Source organism: Nisaea sediminum (genome assembly GCF_014904705.1).
Classification (GTDB): domain Bacteria; phylum Pseudomonadota; class Alphaproteobacteria; order Thalassobaculales; family Thalassobaculaceae; genus Nisaea; species Nisaea sediminum.
The window spans coordinates 252,685-269,764 of the sequence record NZ_JACZCQ010000006.1; the positions used below are offsets into that span (position 1 = coordinate 252,685).

The 17,080-nt window shown below is 62.0% G+C and carries 16 protein-coding genes; 7 read left to right on the plus strand and 9 right to left on the minus strand.

Features of this window, described 5'->3' with window-relative positions; all coding sequences use genetic code 11:
• Window positions 1–154: 154 nt before the first annotated feature.
• Both IG122_RS13220 and IG122_RS13225 read right to left on the minus strand, forming a co-directional pair.
• Window positions 155–1,516, minus strand: a complete 1,362-nt coding sequence (locus IG122_RS13220; protein WP_193184251.1) for a TRAP transporter large permease — start codon at window positions 1,514–1,516, stop codon at window positions 155–157.
• Complete coding sequence (locus IG122_RS13225) at window positions 1,506–2,012, minus strand: TRAP transporter small permease subunit (protein ID WP_193184253.1); 507 nt, start codon at window positions 2,010–2,012, stop codon at window positions 1,506–1,508. The genes IG122_RS13220 and IG122_RS13225 overlap by 11 nt, the downstream gene beginning before the upstream one ends.
• 147 nt (window positions 2,013–2,159) lie before the next feature.
• Here IG122_RS13225 and IG122_RS13230 point away from each other — a divergent pair, with 147 nt between their 5' ends.
• The 4 genes from IG122_RS13230 (at window position 2,160) to IG122_RS13245 (ending at window position 5,633) form a co-directional block, all read left to right on the plus strand.
• Window positions 2,160–2,582 carry a MerR family transcriptional regulator gene (locus IG122_RS13230; protein WP_193184254.1) on the plus strand — a complete coding sequence of 141 codons (423 nt, stop codon included), beginning with the start codon at window positions 2,160–2,162 and terminating at the stop codon, window positions 2,580–2,582.
• Between the two features lie 186 nt (window positions 2,583–2,768).
• Window positions 2,769–3,764 carry a TRAP transporter substrate-binding protein DctP gene (gene dctP, locus IG122_RS13235; RefSeq protein WP_193184257.1) on the plus strand — a complete coding sequence of 332 codons (996 nt, stop codon included), beginning with the start codon at window positions 2,769–2,771 and terminating at the stop codon, window positions 3,762–3,764.
• 80 nt (window positions 3,765–3,844) lie between these two features.
• Window positions 3,845–4,354 (plus strand): TRAP transporter small permease, encoded by a 510-nt coding sequence (locus IG122_RS13240; RefSeq protein ID WP_193184259.1) that lies wholly within the window; start codon window positions 3,845–3,847, stop codon window positions 4,352–4,354.
• 1 nt (window position 4,355) lies between these two features.
• On the plus strand, window positions 4,356–5,633 hold the full coding sequence (locus tag IG122_RS13245; protein ID WP_193184261.1) for a TRAP transporter large permease: 1,278 nt from the start codon (window positions 4,356–4,358) through the stop codon (window positions 5,631–5,633).
• A gap of 15 nt (window positions 5,634–5,648) precedes the next feature.
• Here IG122_RS13245 and IG122_RS13250 read toward each other — a convergent pair whose 3' ends face one another.
• From IG122_RS13250 to IG122_RS13280, 7 genes are all read right to left on the minus strand, one after another.
• Window positions 5,649–6,557 (minus strand): amino acid ABC transporter substrate-binding protein, encoded by a 909-nt coding sequence (locus IG122_RS13250; RefSeq protein ID WP_193184263.1) that lies wholly within the window; start codon window positions 6,555–6,557, stop codon window positions 5,649–5,651.
• Window positions 6,558–6,676: 119 nt separating this feature from the next.
• A complete protein-coding gene (locus IG122_RS13255; RefSeq protein ID WP_193184266.1) occupies window positions 6,677–7,057 on the minus strand; it encodes a hypothetical protein in 381 nt (126 codons plus the stop codon).
• Between the two features lie 126 nt (window positions 7,058–7,183).
• Window positions 7,184–9,745 (minus strand): PAS domain-containing sensor histidine kinase, encoded by a 2,562-nt coding sequence (locus IG122_RS13260; RefSeq protein ID WP_193184268.1) that lies wholly within the window; start codon window positions 9,743–9,745, stop codon window positions 7,184–7,186.
• Window positions 9,746–9,831: 86 nt separating this feature from the next.
• The gene (locus tag IG122_RS13265) at window positions 9,832–10,752 is read right to left on the minus strand and encodes a glycosyltransferase (protein ID WP_193184270.1); all 921 of its coding nucleotides are present in this window, start codon (window positions 10,750–10,752) and stop codon (window positions 9,832–9,834) included.
• A 35-nt stretch (window positions 10,753–10,787) separates the two neighbouring features.
• Window positions 10,788–11,858, minus strand: coding sequence for a 2OG-Fe(II) oxygenase family protein (locus IG122_RS13270; RefSeq protein ID WP_193184272.1), 1,071 nt, complete (start codon window positions 11,856–11,858; stop codon window positions 10,788–10,790).
• 175 nt (window positions 11,859–12,033) lie between these two features.
• A complete protein-coding gene (locus IG122_RS13275) occupies window positions 12,034–12,408 on the minus strand; it encodes an ATP-binding protein (protein WP_226893555.1) in 375 nt (124 codons plus the stop codon).
• Window positions 12,409–12,613: 205 nt separating this feature from the next.
• Window positions 12,614–13,216 (minus strand): superoxide dismutase, encoded by a 603-nt coding sequence (locus IG122_RS13280; RefSeq protein ID WP_193184276.1) that lies wholly within the window; start codon window positions 13,214–13,216, stop codon window positions 12,614–12,616.
• A 199-nt stretch (window positions 13,217–13,415) separates the two neighbouring features.
• On the opposite strand from IG122_RS13280, the gene IG122_RS13285 reads away from it, so the two are divergent.
• The 3 genes from IG122_RS13285 (at window position 13,416) to nudC (ending at window position 17,077) form a co-directional block, all read left to right on the plus strand.
• Entirely contained in the window at window positions 13,416–14,207 is a 792-nt protein-coding gene (locus tag IG122_RS13285; protein ID WP_193184278.1) for a phosphodiesterase, read from the plus strand.
• A 317-nt stretch (window positions 14,208–14,524) separates the two neighbouring features.
• Window positions 14,525–16,060, plus strand: coding sequence for an ABC-F family ATP-binding cassette domain-containing protein (locus tag IG122_RS13290; RefSeq protein ID WP_193184280.1), 1,536 nt, complete (start codon window positions 14,525–14,527; stop codon window positions 16,058–16,060).
• Window positions 16,061–16,120: 60 nt separating this feature from the next.
• Window positions 16,121–17,077 (plus strand): NAD(+) diphosphatase, encoded by a 957-nt coding sequence (gene nudC / locus IG122_RS13295; protein WP_193184282.1) that lies wholly within the window; start codon window positions 16,121–16,123, stop codon window positions 17,075–17,077.
• Window positions 17,078–17,080: the final 3 nt, after the last annotated feature.

Here is a 17,080-nt window from a genome sequence, read left to right on the forward strand (position 1 = left end):
GAGCCAATCGGGATCCATGGCATCGACTATAAGTGGCGGCCGAAATTTCTGCGCAGGATCAATTGTCGCATGTTCCGCATTCGGGCGCGGATTTCCTATTGGAACCGGCCCCGGATTTGGGAGAGCCGCCGGCCAGCCGCAGCGGCCACGCTGTCTATCGGAGATCCAGGACGGTCGCGGGAAGCCATGTCGCGATCACAGGGAAGAAAAGCACCGTTCCGATCATCAGAAGCTGGATCGCGACCAGAGGAACGACACCCCGATAGATCTCAGCCATCCGGATGGAGCGCGGAGCGGCTCCCTTCAGAAAGAACAGCGCAAAGCCGAACGGCGGGGTCAAAAACGAGGTCTGTAGAACCAGGGCAATCAGTGCGCCGATCCAGACACGCGCCATCTGTTCGGACCCGACATAGAGCGAAAAATCCAGATCCTGAATCGCGGGGTAGAGGATAGGGAGCGAAACGAGGGTGATCTCGATCCAGTCGATGAAGAATCCGAGCACGAAAATGATACCCAGCACGGCCGCGAGAACCGCGAAATCACCAAGCGCGAGATGGTCGAAAAGGCCGATCGCAATATCGTCACCGCCATAGAAGCGGAACACCATCGAGAAAATGCTCGCGCCCATGACGACGAAGAACACCATGCCGGTGATCTCCATCGTCCGGTACAGGGCCTGGCGCAGCAGGGCGAGATCGAACCCGCGATAGATGAAGATCATCGCACCGCCACCGACGGCCCCCACCGCAGCGGACTCTGTCGGCGAGACCCACCCGGCAACGATCGAGCCGAGGACAAGGGCGATGAGCCCGACCGGCAGCACCAGACCGCGAAGCAGATAGACCGGAAGAGAGCCGCTTACGGCGACCGGGCTCCTGTCCGCCCCCGGCCTCCGCCGCACAACGTCCGCGAGCACGAAGAACGCCATGAATGCGAGCGCAAGTCCCAGGACCGGGAGGATCGGGGACAGAAACATGCTCCCGATCGTCAGCTCCAGCGCGTCCGACAGGAAGAACAGCATGATCGCCGGCGGCGCGATGACACCGAGCGTCCCGGAAGCGGCGACCACGCCGGTCGCAATCTCAGGCCGGTAACGCTGGTGCAGCATGGTCGGCAACGCCGCCACGGCGATCGTCGCGACCGACGCTCCGATAACGCCCGCCAGCGGAGCCAGCAGCAATCCGATCAGGATCACCGATATGCACATGCTCCCGGGTATCCGGCCGAAGACACGCTGCAGGCAAAGCAACAACTCCCGCGCGGCGCCGCTGCTTTCGAGTGCCACCCCCATGAAGAGCAGCATCGGAACGGCCGGATAGGTCAGGTTCTCGCCAATGGACTGGTAGACCTTGTTGGGAATGAGAAACAGCGACGGCAATGGATATTCCCCGATCGCAACGCCGAGAAGGGCGAAGGCGACCCCGACGCCCGCGAGCACTCCTCCGACCGGAAAGCCGGTGATCAGCAGCAGGACAAGCGCAAGGAGCATCAGATGCGGCAGATACTCAATCAGCATCTGCGCGGTCACTTGCGGGATGGAAAAGCCGATAGAGAACCGCAAGAAGCAGCAGCAACATGCCAAGCGGCAAGGCCGATTTGACAATCCAGCGCGCCGACAGTCCCAGTGCCGCGCGCGAGCCCTCGTCCTGGGTAAAGGAAACCCAGGCCATATCGGTTCCGAACCAGAAAAGAACGAGGCAAGACGGAAGAGCGAGGGCGACCAGAAGCACGCGCTCCAATCGCGTTTTCAGACGCGCCGGCAGCCGCTCGCGCAGTATGTCGACGCGGACATGGCGGTCCATCAGGTAGGCGTAGCCGATACACAGCATCACGCAGCCGAAGAAGAAGTGCCAGGCGAGCTCCTGCAGGAAGGTCGAGCTGTATTGCAGGAACCGACGTCCGGTGATGTCAAAGATCGACACCGCGATCAGCGCCGGGAGAAAGACCATCGCGGAGATTGCTCCCCCCAACTCGACGATCTTCCTCAGGGCCCGCATCCGTCCCGCAACCACCGACAGATCTCCCGATCCACCTTCGGAGAGCCAGCCAAAGTCGTCGCGGACGATGCCAGAGGGGACACGATTATCCGCCGCGCTCTTTCCGAGGTATCGCAGACAAGGTTACTCTCTCTAGTTACTAGAGGTTCAAGGGGTATCGCGATGCACTCGATTGGTGCCTTGTCACGACATACCGGGATCAAGATCCCGACCATCCGCTATTATGAACAAGTCGGGCTCGTCGCCGCGCCGGACCGCACGGAAGGCAATCAGCGGCGCTATACGGACAAGGCGGTCATGCGGCTCGGCTTCATCAAGAACGCACGCAATCTCGGCTTCTCGATCGATGCAATCCGGGAGCTTATCGACCTGAGCGATCATCCCGAGAAATCCTGCAGCGATGCAACACGCATCGCCAGGGAACAGCTCGGTCAGGTCCAGGCGCGGATCGCCCAGCTGAGACGGCTCGAAACGGAACTCCGCCGCATCTCCACAGGCTGCCCCGACTCGTCCAGCAAGGATTGCCATGTGCTCAACGCCCTCGCCGAGCGCACTCTTTTGGCGGAAGAAAATCCGCGCTTGTGAAACGAAGGCACGCAAACGCGTCTGAAAGACGTCGGGCAAACACGTACACAGGTTGACCCGCGCGCGATTTCGGATATGAAACGTCCGAAATCCTCTTCTTCGATAGGCCTCCGTTGCGCAACGGGCCGGCAGATCGAACGAACCTTTCGAATGACCCAGAAGACCAGTCCTTAAAGGAGGAAACCCATGAAGCGTTGGATTCTCGGTGCCGTCGCCGCAGCCGCCCTGATGGCTCAGCCGGTGCAGGCATTCGCCGAAACCACCATCCGCGTCACCCTGCAGCTGCCGGAGAAGCATTCGCTCGGGCAGAACTGGCTCGCCTTCAAGAAGATCGTCGAGGAGAAGTCCGGCGGCGACCTGAAGATCGAGCTGTTCCCGTCGGCCCAGCTGTTCAAGGACAACGAGGTTCCGGGCGCGGTCGGCTCCGGCGCCATCGAGGCCGGTTCCGCCTCCATCGCCCGCTATACCGGCTCCGTGCCGACGGTCGACGTCATGGCGATCCCCTTCATGTTCGACGACGAGGCCCATCTCCGGGCCGCGGTCGCGCCGGGCTCCGCCCTGCGGCAGGAGATCGACGGCGCCATCCTGAAGGAGACCAATAACAAGATCCTCTGGTGGCAGGCCTTCGGCCGGAACATCTATCTCGGCAAGTCCGCGCCGATCGTCGAGCCCGCCGACCTCCAGGGCAAGAAGGTCCGGACCTACGGCAAGATGCAGGGCTGGACCGTCGAGGCCCTCGGTGGCGCGCCGACCCTGATGTCCGGCTCCAAGCAGTTCCTCGCCTACCAGCAGGGCGCGGTCGATGTCGGCATGACCGGCGCTTCCGCCGTCAAGTCGCGTAAGCTCTACGAGGTGATGGACCACATGACGCTGACCTATGACAGCGACATCGAGTTCGTCGCGGTCATGAACAAGGACTTCTACGAAGGGCTCACCGACGCACAGAAGAAGATCATCGACGACGCCGCCCGCGAGGTCGAGCAGCAGCTCCGCGACGCGATCTTCGCCGAGGAAGAGGACGCCGTCGCCGAAGCCCGCGGCAAGATGAACGTGGTCGAGCTGACCGATGCGCAACGCGCTGCCTGGAAGCAGGCGACTGCCGGCGTGGTCGACCGCTTCATCAAGGAAAACGGTGCCGCCGGCCAGGCCGCCGTCGACGCCGCGCGCGCCGCCGCGAAGTAACCAGACCGCCGGAGGGAGGCGGAGCCATCCGCCTCCCTCACTCTTTTCCAGCGGACCCGTGAGGTCAGGGAAGTGCCGTCATGATTCTGCGGTGCATCGATGCTCTATCCGAGCTTACAGGCAAGCTTTGCGCCTGGAGTCTCGTCGCCGTCGGCTTCTTCATCACCTTCGAGATCGTCATGCGCTACGTCTTCATCGCCCCGACGATCTGGGTCGACGAGGTCAGCCGCATCCTCCAGGTCTGGGTGGTCTATCTCGGCGCGGCCTACGTCCTGAAGCACCGCGAGATGGTGACCATCGAGCTGGTCCTGCGCAATCCGAACTCGCTCTGGCGCCGTCTCGCCGAAAGCCTCGCCATCGTGGTCATGTTCGTCTTCGCCGGGGTCGCGATTTATTACGGCTTCTCGCTCTGGCTGAAGGAAACCCTCGCCGGTCACACCACCGACACCTATCTCGCGCCGCCGAAATGGATCACCAGCGCGCCGGTCTGGGTCGGCAACGCGCTCTTGGTGCTGCAGGGAATGGCGCAGCTCATCCGCGTCTGGACCGAGGACCTGCCCGAGGACGACGTCCTGGAAGGCGCGCACTGAGATGGAAGCCTTTCTGATCCTTACGGCACTGGTTGCTCTGCTGCTGCTGCGTACCCCGGTCGCCTTCGCACTCGGCGGTCTCGGCGTGATCCTGCTCGCCCTGAAGGGCCTGCCGATGGTCGCCGTGCCGCAGCGCCTGCACGGCTCGATGGACAGTTTCGAGCTGCTCGCCGTGCCGATGTTCCTCTTGATGTCCAACGTGCTGCTCAAGGGCGGCGTCGGACGCGATCTCTATTCCGCCGTGCAGAGCTGGGTCGGCCACTGGCCGGGCGGGCTCGGCGTCGCCACCATCCTCTCCTGCACGCTCTTTTCCGCGATCTCCGGCTCCTCGGTCGCGACCGCCGCCACGATCGGCACCGTCGCCATCCCGGAAATGGTCGCGCGCGGCTACGACCGGCGCTTCGTCTTCGGCATGCTGGCCGCCGGCGGCACGCTCGGCATCCTGATCCCGCCCTCGATCCCGCTGATCGTCTATGGCGTGATCTCCGAGACCTCGATCCCAACCCTGTTCCTTGCCGGCGTCGGACCTGGATTGTTCCTCGCCACCGTCTTCACGATCTACGGCATGATCCATGCCCGCGTCTCCGGCAAATACGAGCGGGTCGCCGCCGCGAACTGGAGCGAGCGCGGCAATGCGACGCTCGGTGCCCTGCCGACAATCCTGCTCGCGGTCGCGGTCGTCGGCTCGATCTATCTCGGCATCGCCACCCCGTCGGAAAGCGCTGGCCTCGGCTTCATCGTCGCGCTGATCATCACCTTCGCGATGGGCCGGATGGACTGGCCGAAGCTGAAGGAAGCGGTCGAGGCGTCGCTCAAGACCTCGGTGATGGTGCTGATCATCATCGCCGGCGCTAAGGTCTTCTCCTACGCGATCACGCTCTACCTGATCCCGCAGACCATCTCCTCGCTGCTCACCGAGAGCATCACGACGCCCGGCCTCTTCATGCTTGCCGTCGGCTTCGTGCTGCTGATCATGGGCTTTTTCCTCGAGAGCCTCTCGATGCTGCTGATCATGGTGCCGGTCATGCTGCCGGCGGTGCTCAACATGGGGATCGATCCGGTCTGGTTCGGGATCTTCTTCGTGGTGCTGATCGAGACCGCCCTGATCACCCCGCCGGTGGGCATGAACCTCTTCGTCATCCAGGCCGTCGCCAAGGCGCGGCTGGAGGATGTCGCGCGCGGTGCGGTCCCCTTCGCGATCTTCATGCTGATGACCGCCGGGCTGCTCTGGTTCTGGAAAGATCTCGCGCTCTACATCCCATACCAGCTAATGCGCTGATCCACCCGCCCGCGACTATTCGGGAAGCGAGACGGCGCCGTAGAAGAACCGCACCTCCGGGCTCGGCTGGCCGAAATGAGCCTCGAAGATTTCGAGGATCTTCCCCGAGCGATAGAGCTTGCTGAGCGCCCGGTCGATCAGCAGCCGAAAATCCTCGTCGCCGCGCGGAATCGCCAGCGCGTAGGGCTCCAGCGTGTAGCTCTTGCGGGAGAACTCGAACTGGCTGAGCGCCCGCTTGCGGATAAGCCCGGCAAGAATGGCGCGGTCGGCGAAATAGGCGTCGATGGTTCCCGCCGAGAGCCGGCCCATTCCCTGGTCGTGAGTCTCGACGACCTCGATCTTCACACCCTCGATCTTCGCAATCGCGCTATTCATCAGCCAGGCCTCGGAAGTCGTCCCCTTGCGCACGGCAAATGTCCGCCCCTGCAGGGCAGTCGCCACAACTGCCCGCGACGCATTCGCGGGACTGTTCGTCAGCAAGACCTCCTTCAGCAGATCCGGTGCGTCCGAACGCACCGCGGCGCCGACGCCGGTGATGAAAGTCGGGATGGAGAAAGAAACCTGCTCGCGCCGCGACAGTGTGGCCGTGGTCGCGCCGCACAACACGTCGATCTCGCCGGCGGCCAGTTTCTCGAACCGGTTCGATGCGTCGACCTGGACAATTTTCCCCTGCAGCCCGTCGATACCCGCCGTATCGACGATGACATTCGCGATCAGGCCGCATAGATCCACGCTGAAACCGCTCAGAGTCGTTCCGTCCTTGGAGGCAAAGGGAGGCGCATCCGTGCGAAGACCGAGCGCGATGGTCTTTCCGGCGACGATCTTTTCAAGAACGGTGCCAGCGCCGGCACGCATCGGAGGGACGAGCAAGACCAGAAGTGCGGCCATCGACATGGCCGCAGCGGCTTGAAACATTCTCGACATGGCTCCCTCCGAACGCTTCGCCCAATCACCGCTACCTTACATTGATGAACAGTCAGGACAAGGCCCGCATTGAGTTTTCGGCGACCGGACGGGAAGGCACCGGGACCACCCGGCGACGGCTAGTCGGCCGCCAGCCAAGCGACGGCATCCTCGAACTTCAGAAAAGCCTTTCGCTCCTGGGGAAATTGCTCGATCCGGTAGACCGACCAAAGCCGGGCCAGGAACAATGCTCCCTCATCGAGGAGCAGGCTGGCCGATTTGACATTGAGGCGTCCCGGATATTGCGCGAGATAGGCGTTGGTTTCTTCCATGTCCCGGGTGGTGTAGCGGGACAGGTCCGAGGCCCGGAGGTCCCAGAGGACCGGAATGCCCCGGCCGAATTCGGGATAGTTGTTCAGCAGCGCCATTCCGCAGCCAACCAGATCGCCCGTCAGCGGCTCCTCGACGCGGATGGTCAGGAAATTGAAGCCGTTCTGGCTAAGGCGGCTGGTTTCGATCACGCGGCCTAATTCCATCTTTTTTTTAAAAGATTATATTCGCCGCAAGATTTTTACAATGCGTATCAGTGACTTGTCAGAGGCTTATTCAGGCTGATCGCGCCGGAACAGGCGTGGCGAGGAGATAGGTCAGCCCTCGGGCTCGACCATCGGGAAGCGGATCACGACCTCGACGCCCTCGTCCGGTGCGCTTTCACAGCGCACCGTGCCCTTCAAGATCTGCGTGACCAGATTGAACAGGATATGCATGCCGAGACCGCTGCCGCCCTGACCGCGCTTCGTCGTGAAGAACGGGTCGAAGATGCGCTTCACCGTCTCTTCCGCCATCCCCTCGCCATCGTCCGCATACGTCAGTTCGAGAAAGGTCCCCAACCGGGCAACCTTGACGGAGATCTTGCCGCGATCGCGCGCCGGGAAACCGTGGATGATCGAGTTCATCACCAGATTGGTCAGAATCTGCGCGATCGCCCCGGGATAACTCCTCAGAACGAGATCATCCGGCCCGGAAATCGAGACCCCGACCCCCTCCCGCCGGAGCTGCGGGCTGAGGCTGTCCATGATGTCCTGCAGATATCCGAGCAGGTTGAACGTCCTCTCCTCCTCGCTGGTCTGATCGACCGCGATGCTCTTGAAGCTCGAAATCAGCTTTGCGGCACGCTCGAGATTTGTATCCACGAGCCGCATCCCCTCGACGATCCGGGCCAGGGAGGCCTCGAACTCGCTCTTCTTGAGGTTTCCGCTTTCGAGCGCCGTCATGAGACCACTGGCGGAACTCGAGACAGTGGAGCCCGCAGTGACACAGATGCCGATCGGCGTGTTGATTTCGTGCGCGATGCCGGCAACCATCGATCCGAGCGACGCCAACCGCTCCGACTCGATCAGGCTTTGCCTGGCTTCGTGCAGTTCTGAAATATCCGTGACCGCGCCGACATACCCTTCGAATTTCCCGCTCTCCCAGAGCGGGATCGCATTCAGCCGGTAATGACCGGGCATACCCTCGGACGTGCCGGCGATCTCGTAATCCCGGACCTGCTCACGCCGTTCGAACGCCTCGCGCATGGTGCGCGCCGCCTCTTCGTCCTCGCCGAACAGAGCACGGTAGTCGGGCAGGCGCGTTCCGGTGAGCTTCGATATCGCCAGCCCCTGCGGTGTCGGAAAGTTCTCGGAAAGATAGGTGAAGCGAAGGTCCTGGTCACATTCCCAGAACCAGTCGGCAGAGGCGTGGGCCAGGATGCGGAATCTACGCTCGTTGACCCGCAGCTCCTCGGTCCGCTCAAAGACCTTCTTCTCCAGATCGTCCTTCGCGCTTTCAAGCGCGCGCTGGGACTCGATAAGTTCGGTGACGTCGTAGCGCAGGACGCCCAGGCCCTGCACCGTGTCGTTGCGGTCGACGATCGGAAAGCGGCTGATCTGAAGATGCGCGAGCTTGCCGTCGGGTCCGGCCCGAGAAATGAGAGAGTCCTTGCGCTCTCGTTTCTCCATCATCGCGATTTCCTGCGCCGTGACATCCCCGGTGCGGTCTTCAGCCCCAAGAAGCTCGAACATCTCCTTCGTCGTACGTCCGACGATCTGTTCCGCGTTCAGCCCGATCTGTTCGAGTGCAGCCTTGTTGGCGCGAACAAGCCGCGTCTCCCGATCCCGGATCATGATCCCATGCCCGAAATTGTCGAACAGGTTGCGCAAGAGATCCTCAGCCTCCTGATGCTGACGTTCGAGCAAGCGCTGATCGGTGACGTCCTGGCGCAGCAGAATGATCCCGCCTTGCGGAACTCGGGTCTCGTAGGTCAGACAGGTCCTTTCCCCCAGCAGTTCCTCGTGCGGAGTACCGGTTGCATCGAGGTGAATCCGGAGACGCTCGTCGATGAAGCGGTCGGCTTCCTGCGGGTCGAGCCCCGATACCAGTCCGCACTCCACGATCTCCGAAACGATCTGGCTGAAACTGAGACCGACCGCGAGATCGGGATCGTTCCGGAAAGTCGGATTGAACTGGGCGAATTCCCTGTTGCAGATGACGAGCTTGTCCTCGCGGTCAAAGATCGCGAAGGCCGCCGGCATGGCCATGATGGCGCCCCGCAGGATCGCCTCGAGATGCGCCGCGCGCTCGCGTTCCGCGGAAAGGGCCGCTTCAGCCTCTCTCGCTTCGGTGACATCGATCGCGATCGTGCCGAGGCCGATCACGACGCCTCTGTCGTCCAATGCCGGAAATTTCACAAGAACCCTGTTATGACGCCGCCCGAGACGCTCGGCTTCGATCTCCAGCGTCGCGGGCCTGCCCGTTTCCGCGACCTCGGCCTCGACGCGCTCGATTTCCCCGCTGTTCCTGGTCGACTGCGAGACGATCGATTGGGAGCTTTTGCCGATCACCTCGGACCGGGGCTGGTCATACCACTCGCAATAGGCCCGGTTGGCCATGAGATACCGGCCCGTCGGATCCTTCAGATTCATGCAGACCGGCGAATGCTCGAAGATTGCGCCGAAAAGGAACTCCATTTCCCTGTAACGGCGAAGTTCGCTCTCCGCTGTCCGCGACCTGATCGCCAGCATCACGACCAGAACGGCAGCGACTGCCGCCAGCGAAACGGCAGCCGCAAGCCCCGTTCCCGTGGCCGGACCGACGCCGGCCCATAGCAGGACGACGACCGCCAGCAGCGCCAAGGTCACCCCGCCGAGGGCGATCGAATATCTGAACATCGGGAAGGCCTCTCAGGAACCGTCGGGCGAGTCTCCGCTGGTCAGCGTACCGTGACGCTGGATAACGGGCCAGAATCTAGACGACTTCAATTGCCGGAGGCCGTAGTCTTGGCCGCCTCAATCTTCTTCCTGATCCGTTTCAGGTCGGCCCGGTTCTTCAGATGCTGGCGCAATTGCAGCCAGGGCAGCACGGCGGTGATATAAATCGCGGCCCAGGTCAGGTCTCGCTGCTTGTTCCGAAAGTCCCACGGCAGGTAATGCCGCCAGATAAGATTCACGCAGAATGCGGTCTGCCGCAGGGTTCGCCGGATTGACCGCAGATGCGGACGCGACCAGCTGACATAGGTCTGGTACCGCCAGTAGGCGTGCGCGATCGACTTGAGAGTATCCCGGCGCAAATGATGGACGAAAGCGCCCGGCAAATAGCGCAATCTCGCATCCGGAACCTTTGCATAGATCTTTTTGCAGATCTCGAAATCTTCTCCGTTGGTCCGCAAATGGGCGGGATAGGGTCCCGCTGCCTCAAGCGCACTTCGGCGGAACAATGTATTGGCACCGAAGAGGAAACGCGGGTTCTCCACCACGCCCCTCCCGTAGTGCTGCCGCATGTGGTAGGTCCGCCAGCGATCCGCAATCGTGCTCCGCTCGGTCTCGTTTACCGCGCCCGCGACGCCGGTCAGTTCGGGATTGCGCTCCATTTCCTCCGCAAGAATCCGAAGCCAATGCGGGTCGGCGGCACAATCCGAATCGATCGATCCGATCAGATCACCCTTGCTGTACTGAACTCCCGTATTGCGCGCGGTCGCGAGCCCCTTGTTGACAGCATGATGAATGACCTTGACGCCGGGATAGCGCTTGGCGACCGTCAGCGTGAGATCTGTGCTGCCGTCGTCGACAACCAGGATCTCGTCCGGTTTACGCCTTTGCGCAATCAGCGATGCGAGACAGGCGCCGATCGTGCGTTCGGCGTTGTAGCAGGGAACATAGACAGAGATTTTCAGGGACACGCGACAACCTGTTTGAAACCGGAAATGGATCGCATTCAGCTTTCGCCGAACAGAAATCCTAGCAAAGCGAATCGTCTGCCTTTTCGCATGTGCAGAACCTCATGGAGCAGTGAACAGGAGAACACGATCGCGGCCCCTGCGGGAGGTTTATAGGACTGCTTGCTGAATTCCGGAAACCAGATTTCACCACCTTCGTACTCATCCGAGTTTAGATTGATGGTCACCGCGAAACGGCGATAAGCAGACATCGCGCTAGAATTGTCGCGATGTCCGTGCGCGCGCCCGCCACGCTCGCCCTGATAGCAGGCGATCCTGTAACGCTCATGGCGCGTTACCTTGTAGTGGAAGGACTTCTGGATCTCCGGCAAGAGACGCTTTGCGATCCGCTCGTCGATATAAGCCTGGGTCTCGGGATTGATAACCCAATGGTCAATACGGTCTTCGCGACCGTAGTCCGGGATCCGCATCTTGCAGTCGGTGGTCCGGTTCTGGAGCTTGTGGTGTCCGGGTTCGACAAACTCCTGACCCTGCATCGCATAGACGCTCATCAAATGCCTGCAATCGCCGGGGCTGAAGACGTCCGGCATCAGAAGCACAGGTGGATGCATCCGGTATGGCTGAGCGGCACGCAGCGCCGACTGCGCCTCCAGCTCTTCCAGAACCGTCTTCGTATGGTCTGGCCATTCCGCTTCGAGCACACGGAGAATATGGCGGTTCGGCGCAACCAAGACTGTGGTTGGCGCCGTGCTGATCGCCCGCCCGAAGAGAGCCTGCTGACCAAATGCCGAGAATGCCTTGCCTTCGATGTCCTGCAGGACGGCGCCCGTATCCACGTCTGCCGGAAGCTCCGGCCACTTCTTGCCGGCAGCCACGAAATAGGCGCGCGCGCCATATCCGGCCAACTGATCGCGAGCGGAAACGAATGCCGTCACTGCGGCTAAATTGGCGGCAGCGTTGTGGCCGAGAAAAACGAAAATGTTGAAGTCGCCGGCGACTTCGTCGGCGGCGAGGTTAAACTCGCCTCCGGCCTTATTGCGCAATGCGATCGGAGGTGCGATGTCGCCCTGCTCCACCGCCCGGACCATGGCGGCTGGTGCTGGCGCCATATCCTGTCTCCTCCGTTCCAGTTACACCATTGAGTGTGCAAATTCGGGAGCGGAAAGCAAGGGTCGTCGTGACATGTTTCTCAAGGCGCCGGGGACATCTGAAAGCGATGTCCTTGGCCGACTGATTCCGACGAATGGATAACCGGCCATCCGGATATCTTCGAATGAGATCGGACTAAGCCGGCCTCGGAGGCCGGATCGGAAAGCGGATCTCGAACTCGGCACCGTTTCCCGGTTCGCTGCGGCACTGGAGCGTTCCCTCCAACACCTTCACGACAAGATTGAACACAGTATGCATTCCGAGCCCGCTTCCGCCTTGCCCAAGGCGGGATTCGGAAACCTTGAGACGCTGAAATTCGCTCCCGATGTCTCTTGCCCTGGACCGGAGAAGCATCATCGCAAGCGACGCGGCACCGAGAAAACCGAGTGTGATGGCGGAGGTGGACGAGGCGCACGAAACAAGCCCGCTCCACTCGGCGCATATCACCGCCGCCACGGCCAGATTGAACCCGAAGGCTGCGATCACGAATTTCGACATCTGCTCAGCCAATAGATCACTCCTTGGCCTGCAAAACATTGAAACGAAAGCTCGATCTGCTACCAGATCGTTCAAAATCTGAGTACTTTTTTAAGTCTTTTCCAATTTATGGCCGTTTTTGCGGGTCGCCTTCCCGGCATGGTAATTTTTCACATCGGAAACGAAAACGGGCCCGCCAGAAGCGGACCCGCGCCGAAACATTCTTGTGCAGAAAAGCTTAGCTGGCTTTTTCGAACAGCTCGCCGACATAGTCCCAGTTGACCATGTTCTCGATGAACGCCTTCACATAGTCCGGACGGCGGTTGCGGTAATCGATGTAGTAGGAATGCTCCCAGACGTCGCAGCCGAGCAGCGCGGTCTCGCCATAGGCCATCGGGCTCTCGCCGTTCGGCGTCTTGGTGACTTTCAGCTTTCCGTCGCTGCCCATCGCAAGCCAGCACCAGCCGGAGCCGAACTGGGTGACGCCGGCATCGATGAAGGCGGCCTTGAAGGCATCGACGGAACCGAGATCCTCGACGATCTTCTTTTCCAGCGCGCCCGGAATGGCGCCGCCGCCGTTCTTCTTCATCATCTGCCAGAACTGGACATGGTTCCAATGCTGGCTGGCGTTGTTGAACAGGCCGGCCATCTTTTCCTTGTAGGCGGTCTGCACGATCTCCTCGACGGACTTGCCTTCGAGACCAGTGCCTTCGAGCAGCTTGTTGCCGTTGGTCACATAAGCCTGATGGTGCTTGTCGTGGTGAAACTCGAGGGTTTCCTTCGACATGTACGGCTGGAGCGCTTCGTAATCGTAGGGAAGGGCAGGCAGTTCGAGGGCCATTTCGGTCTCCTGTCTTTTCGAATGTGATCTCGCCGGAAGCCGGCTGCGCAAAGGTGATGCTAGTAAAACGTTTCCAATGTGCGCCAGTTCCCCCGTCAAGGTGACTTAATTCACATTCGCCGAATTGCAAAGGGAAACAAACTGGACAATTCGGCGACGGACCCGTGCAATAGGGTCAAAGATTGGGGGAGTGCCGGGCATGTTGATCGCCGAGATCACGGATACCCACCTGATGGATGGCGGGCTCCCGGCCTATGGGTCCATCGACACCAGATCGTTCCTGGAAGCGGCCGTCGACAAGCTGGCATCCCTCACGCCCCGCCCCGATGCCCTGCTCGTCGCCGGCGACGTCTCCGAGGACGGAACGGTCGGCTCCTACCGGATCTTTCGCGAGAGCGTCGGCCGCCTCGGGATTCCGGTCTATGTGGTCCCCGGAAATCACGACGCCCGGGAGAACATGCGATCCGCCTTCTCCCCGGACGGCTACATGCCGGCCGAGGGGCATCTCGACTATGTCGCCGAAATCGGACCGCTGACCCTGATCGCACTCGACACCCTGGTCGAAGGCGAAGTGCATGGAGAGATCGCCCCGGACCGGCGGGACTGGTTCGAGGCCGCCCTCCATGCAGTACGGGATCGTCCGGCGATCGTCATGCTGCATCATCCGCCCTTCGCGACCGGCGCGAAGATGGACGAGATCGGCTGCCGCGACGGCGATGCCCTCGCGGCGGTAATCCGCCGGTTCGATAATGTGGAAATCGTGCTCGCGGGTCATTTTCACCGCTCCGTACACCGTCGCTGGGCGGGCACCGCGGCCAACATCTGCTCCTCGACGGCGCACCAGATGGGCCTCGACTTAAACCATGAGCCCGGCTTCAGGGTCTTCATGGAACCGCCGCAGCTCCAGCTTCTGCACTGGCGCGCCGAGACCGGGCTCGCGGTCCATCAGGTTCCCATTGGCGACTTCGAGTGCGTGCACGAAAGCGGATAGACGGGCGCGCAACCGGGAGATGACATCGGCCGTGTTCGATGCTATTGGACAGAAATCGCAGAACAAACGGCGTAGTCATGACTCCCCTGGTCCAACATGACAAAAAACGTGGCCCTGTTCATGCCCTGCAAATGCGTTTGCAGGGCTGACCACAGAGACGCGTAAAGAGCACCCTCTTCTTGGTCTGCCCTTGAGAGCGGTAACGGTGGATTCTCAATCCTGCCGGACCGTGTTCTGCAGATTTACCGGATTTGATGGCATGGCCGCTTCGAGCGGCATCCCGCGCCATCCCCGTCCGGCGGACCGGAAGACTTCCAATGACCCTTGTTACTTTGCGCGGCCTCGGCTTCTCCTATGGCGAGCCGCTGTTCAGCAACCTCGACTTCACTCTCTCGAAAGGCGACCGGGTCGGTGTCGTCGCCGCGAACGGACGCGGCAAGTCCACGCTGCTCCGCTGTATCGCCGACACCGCCGAGCCTACGTCCGGCGATGTCCTGCTCGCACGCGGACTGACGATCGGCTGCGTTGAACAGCACCTGCCCTCCTCCCTTGCAGAACTGACATTCCGTCAGGCGGTTCTGGACGCGATGAACGCGGCCGACGCGGAAAGCGAGTCCTGGCGGGTGGACGTCCTGCTGGAAACGCTCGAAGTCCCGGAGCCGTTTCGCGACCGGAAACTGTCCGAACTGAGCGGAGGCTGGCAACGGCTGGTCTTGCTGGCGCGCGCGGCAGTGAACGATCCGGATGTTCTGCTACTGGACGAGCCGACAAACCATCTCGACCTGGCCCGGATCGATCGACTGGAAACCTGGCTCAACGCCCTCCCGCGCGACACCGCTCTTCTTGTCAGCAGCCACGATCGCGCCTTCCTCGATACGGTGACGAACAGAACCCTCTTCATCCGGCCGGATCGTTCGGAATCCTTTTCCCTGTCGTACAGCCAGGCGAAAGCGGCCTTGGACGACATGGACCAGTTCGAAGAGAAGCGTTTTCAGGAAGATCTGAAGACCGCCCGTAAGCTGCGCCATCAGGCCGCGAAGCTGAAGAACATAGGCATCAATTCCGGAAGCGATCTTCTGCTGACGAAGACCAGGCAGCTTAAGCAGAGAGCCGAGGATCTGGAAGAAGCGGCGCGCCCGGCGCATCGCGAGCGGTCGGCCGGACGCATCCGGCTTGGCAACCGGGGAAGCCATGCCTCCGTGCTCCTGACCCTCGACGGTCTGGAAATTGTGGCACCCGATGGCAATCCGCTCTTCACGACGGGACTCCTGCGTGTGCACAGGGGCGACAGGATTGCGCTCATGGGTCCGAACGGATGCGGGAAATCCCAGTTCCTGTCGCGCGTCCAGAAGGCCTTGTCGGACCCCGAAACGATCTTCCCCGGCATCAAGGCCACGCCGTCGCTCGCGCTCGGCTACCTCGATCAGGCCCTGGTCGGCATTCCGGACGCGACCAGCCCGCATTCAATCATCTGCGACCACTTCGATATCGGCGACCAGCGCGCACGGAGCCTGCTGGCAGGCGCGGGCATAGCCATCGACCGCCAGTCGGGTCCGTCAGGGCGCCTCTCCGGCGGACAGAAGGCCCGGCTCGCGATGCTCGTCCTGCACCTGTCGTTCCCGAATTTCTACCTGCTCGACGAGCCTACGAACCATCTCGACATCGAGGGACAGCTCGCCCTCGAGAGCGAGCTCAAGGTTCATGAGGCCACCAGCCTGTTCGTCTCGCACGACAGGACCTTCATCCGATCGGTCGCAACGCGGTTCTGGCGGGTCGATAACGGCAGGCTGCGGGAATGCGAAGACTCCGAGAGCTTCTTCGAGGCGGCGATCGAGGACGGGGGCGGTGCGTGATACCGGGCAACTTCCAACCCGTGATTGCCGCCGGCGCCGGAGCGTGTAAACTCCGGCGCCATGACATCCGGATATCCCCTAGATCTCACCCGCCGCAAGCCGAACATCTACGGTTTCAGCGGGCTCGACCGCAGCGCCCATCTCCGCGAGGAGGAGGGCTGGCTGGAGCGGCTTGTCGGCGACGAAACCACCCGGCTGGTACCGGTCTGGCGCAGCCGCTCGCTGGTGCTCGGCGCTGACAGCGAAACCCCGTCGGCGGCGCTGCTGAACGCCCGGGAGTTCGCCGCCCTCGTCGAACGTTCCGAGACCGTTATCTTCCTCGGCAATCGCGGTGCGGAAGCGCATGTCGCGGTCGATCTCTCCCATCTTGAGGAGGAGGAGGCGGCCGGGCTCATCGGTGAGGCCGGACAATTTCTCGACCTGCGCCAGGTCGGCCCGGTGCTGGAGCGCTTCGAGGGCTCGGTGCTCGCCTATGCGCGCGGCCTGATGCACTGGCACCAGCGGCACCGCTATTGCGGCGTCTGCGGCGCCTCGACCCGTATTTCGAAAGGCGGGCACCAGCGCAATTGCAGCAACGAAAGCTGCCGCGCGCCGGCATTCCCGCGCACCGACCCGGCGGTCATCATGCTGGTTCACGACGCGGCGGGCGAAAAGGCCCTGCTCGGACGCCAGGCGGTCTGGCCGGAGGGGCGCTACTCAACCCTCGCCGGCTTCGTCGAGCCGGGCGAGACGCTGGAGGAGGCGGTCGCACGCGAGGTCTACGAGGAGACCGGCGTCGAGGTCCGCGACGTGCGCTACCATTCCTCCCAGCCCTGGCCGTTCCCCGCCTCGATCATGCTCGGCTTCCATGCCGAGGCAAAGACGACGGAGATCTTCCGTCGCGACGACGAGCTCGAGGACGCGCAATGGTTCAGCCGCGAGGAGCTACTGAATTTCGGGGCACTCGGAAAAGGCCTGCCGAGCAAGGACTCCATTGCCCGGCGGCTGATCGAGGATTGGCTCGCAGGCGAGGTCTGAGCG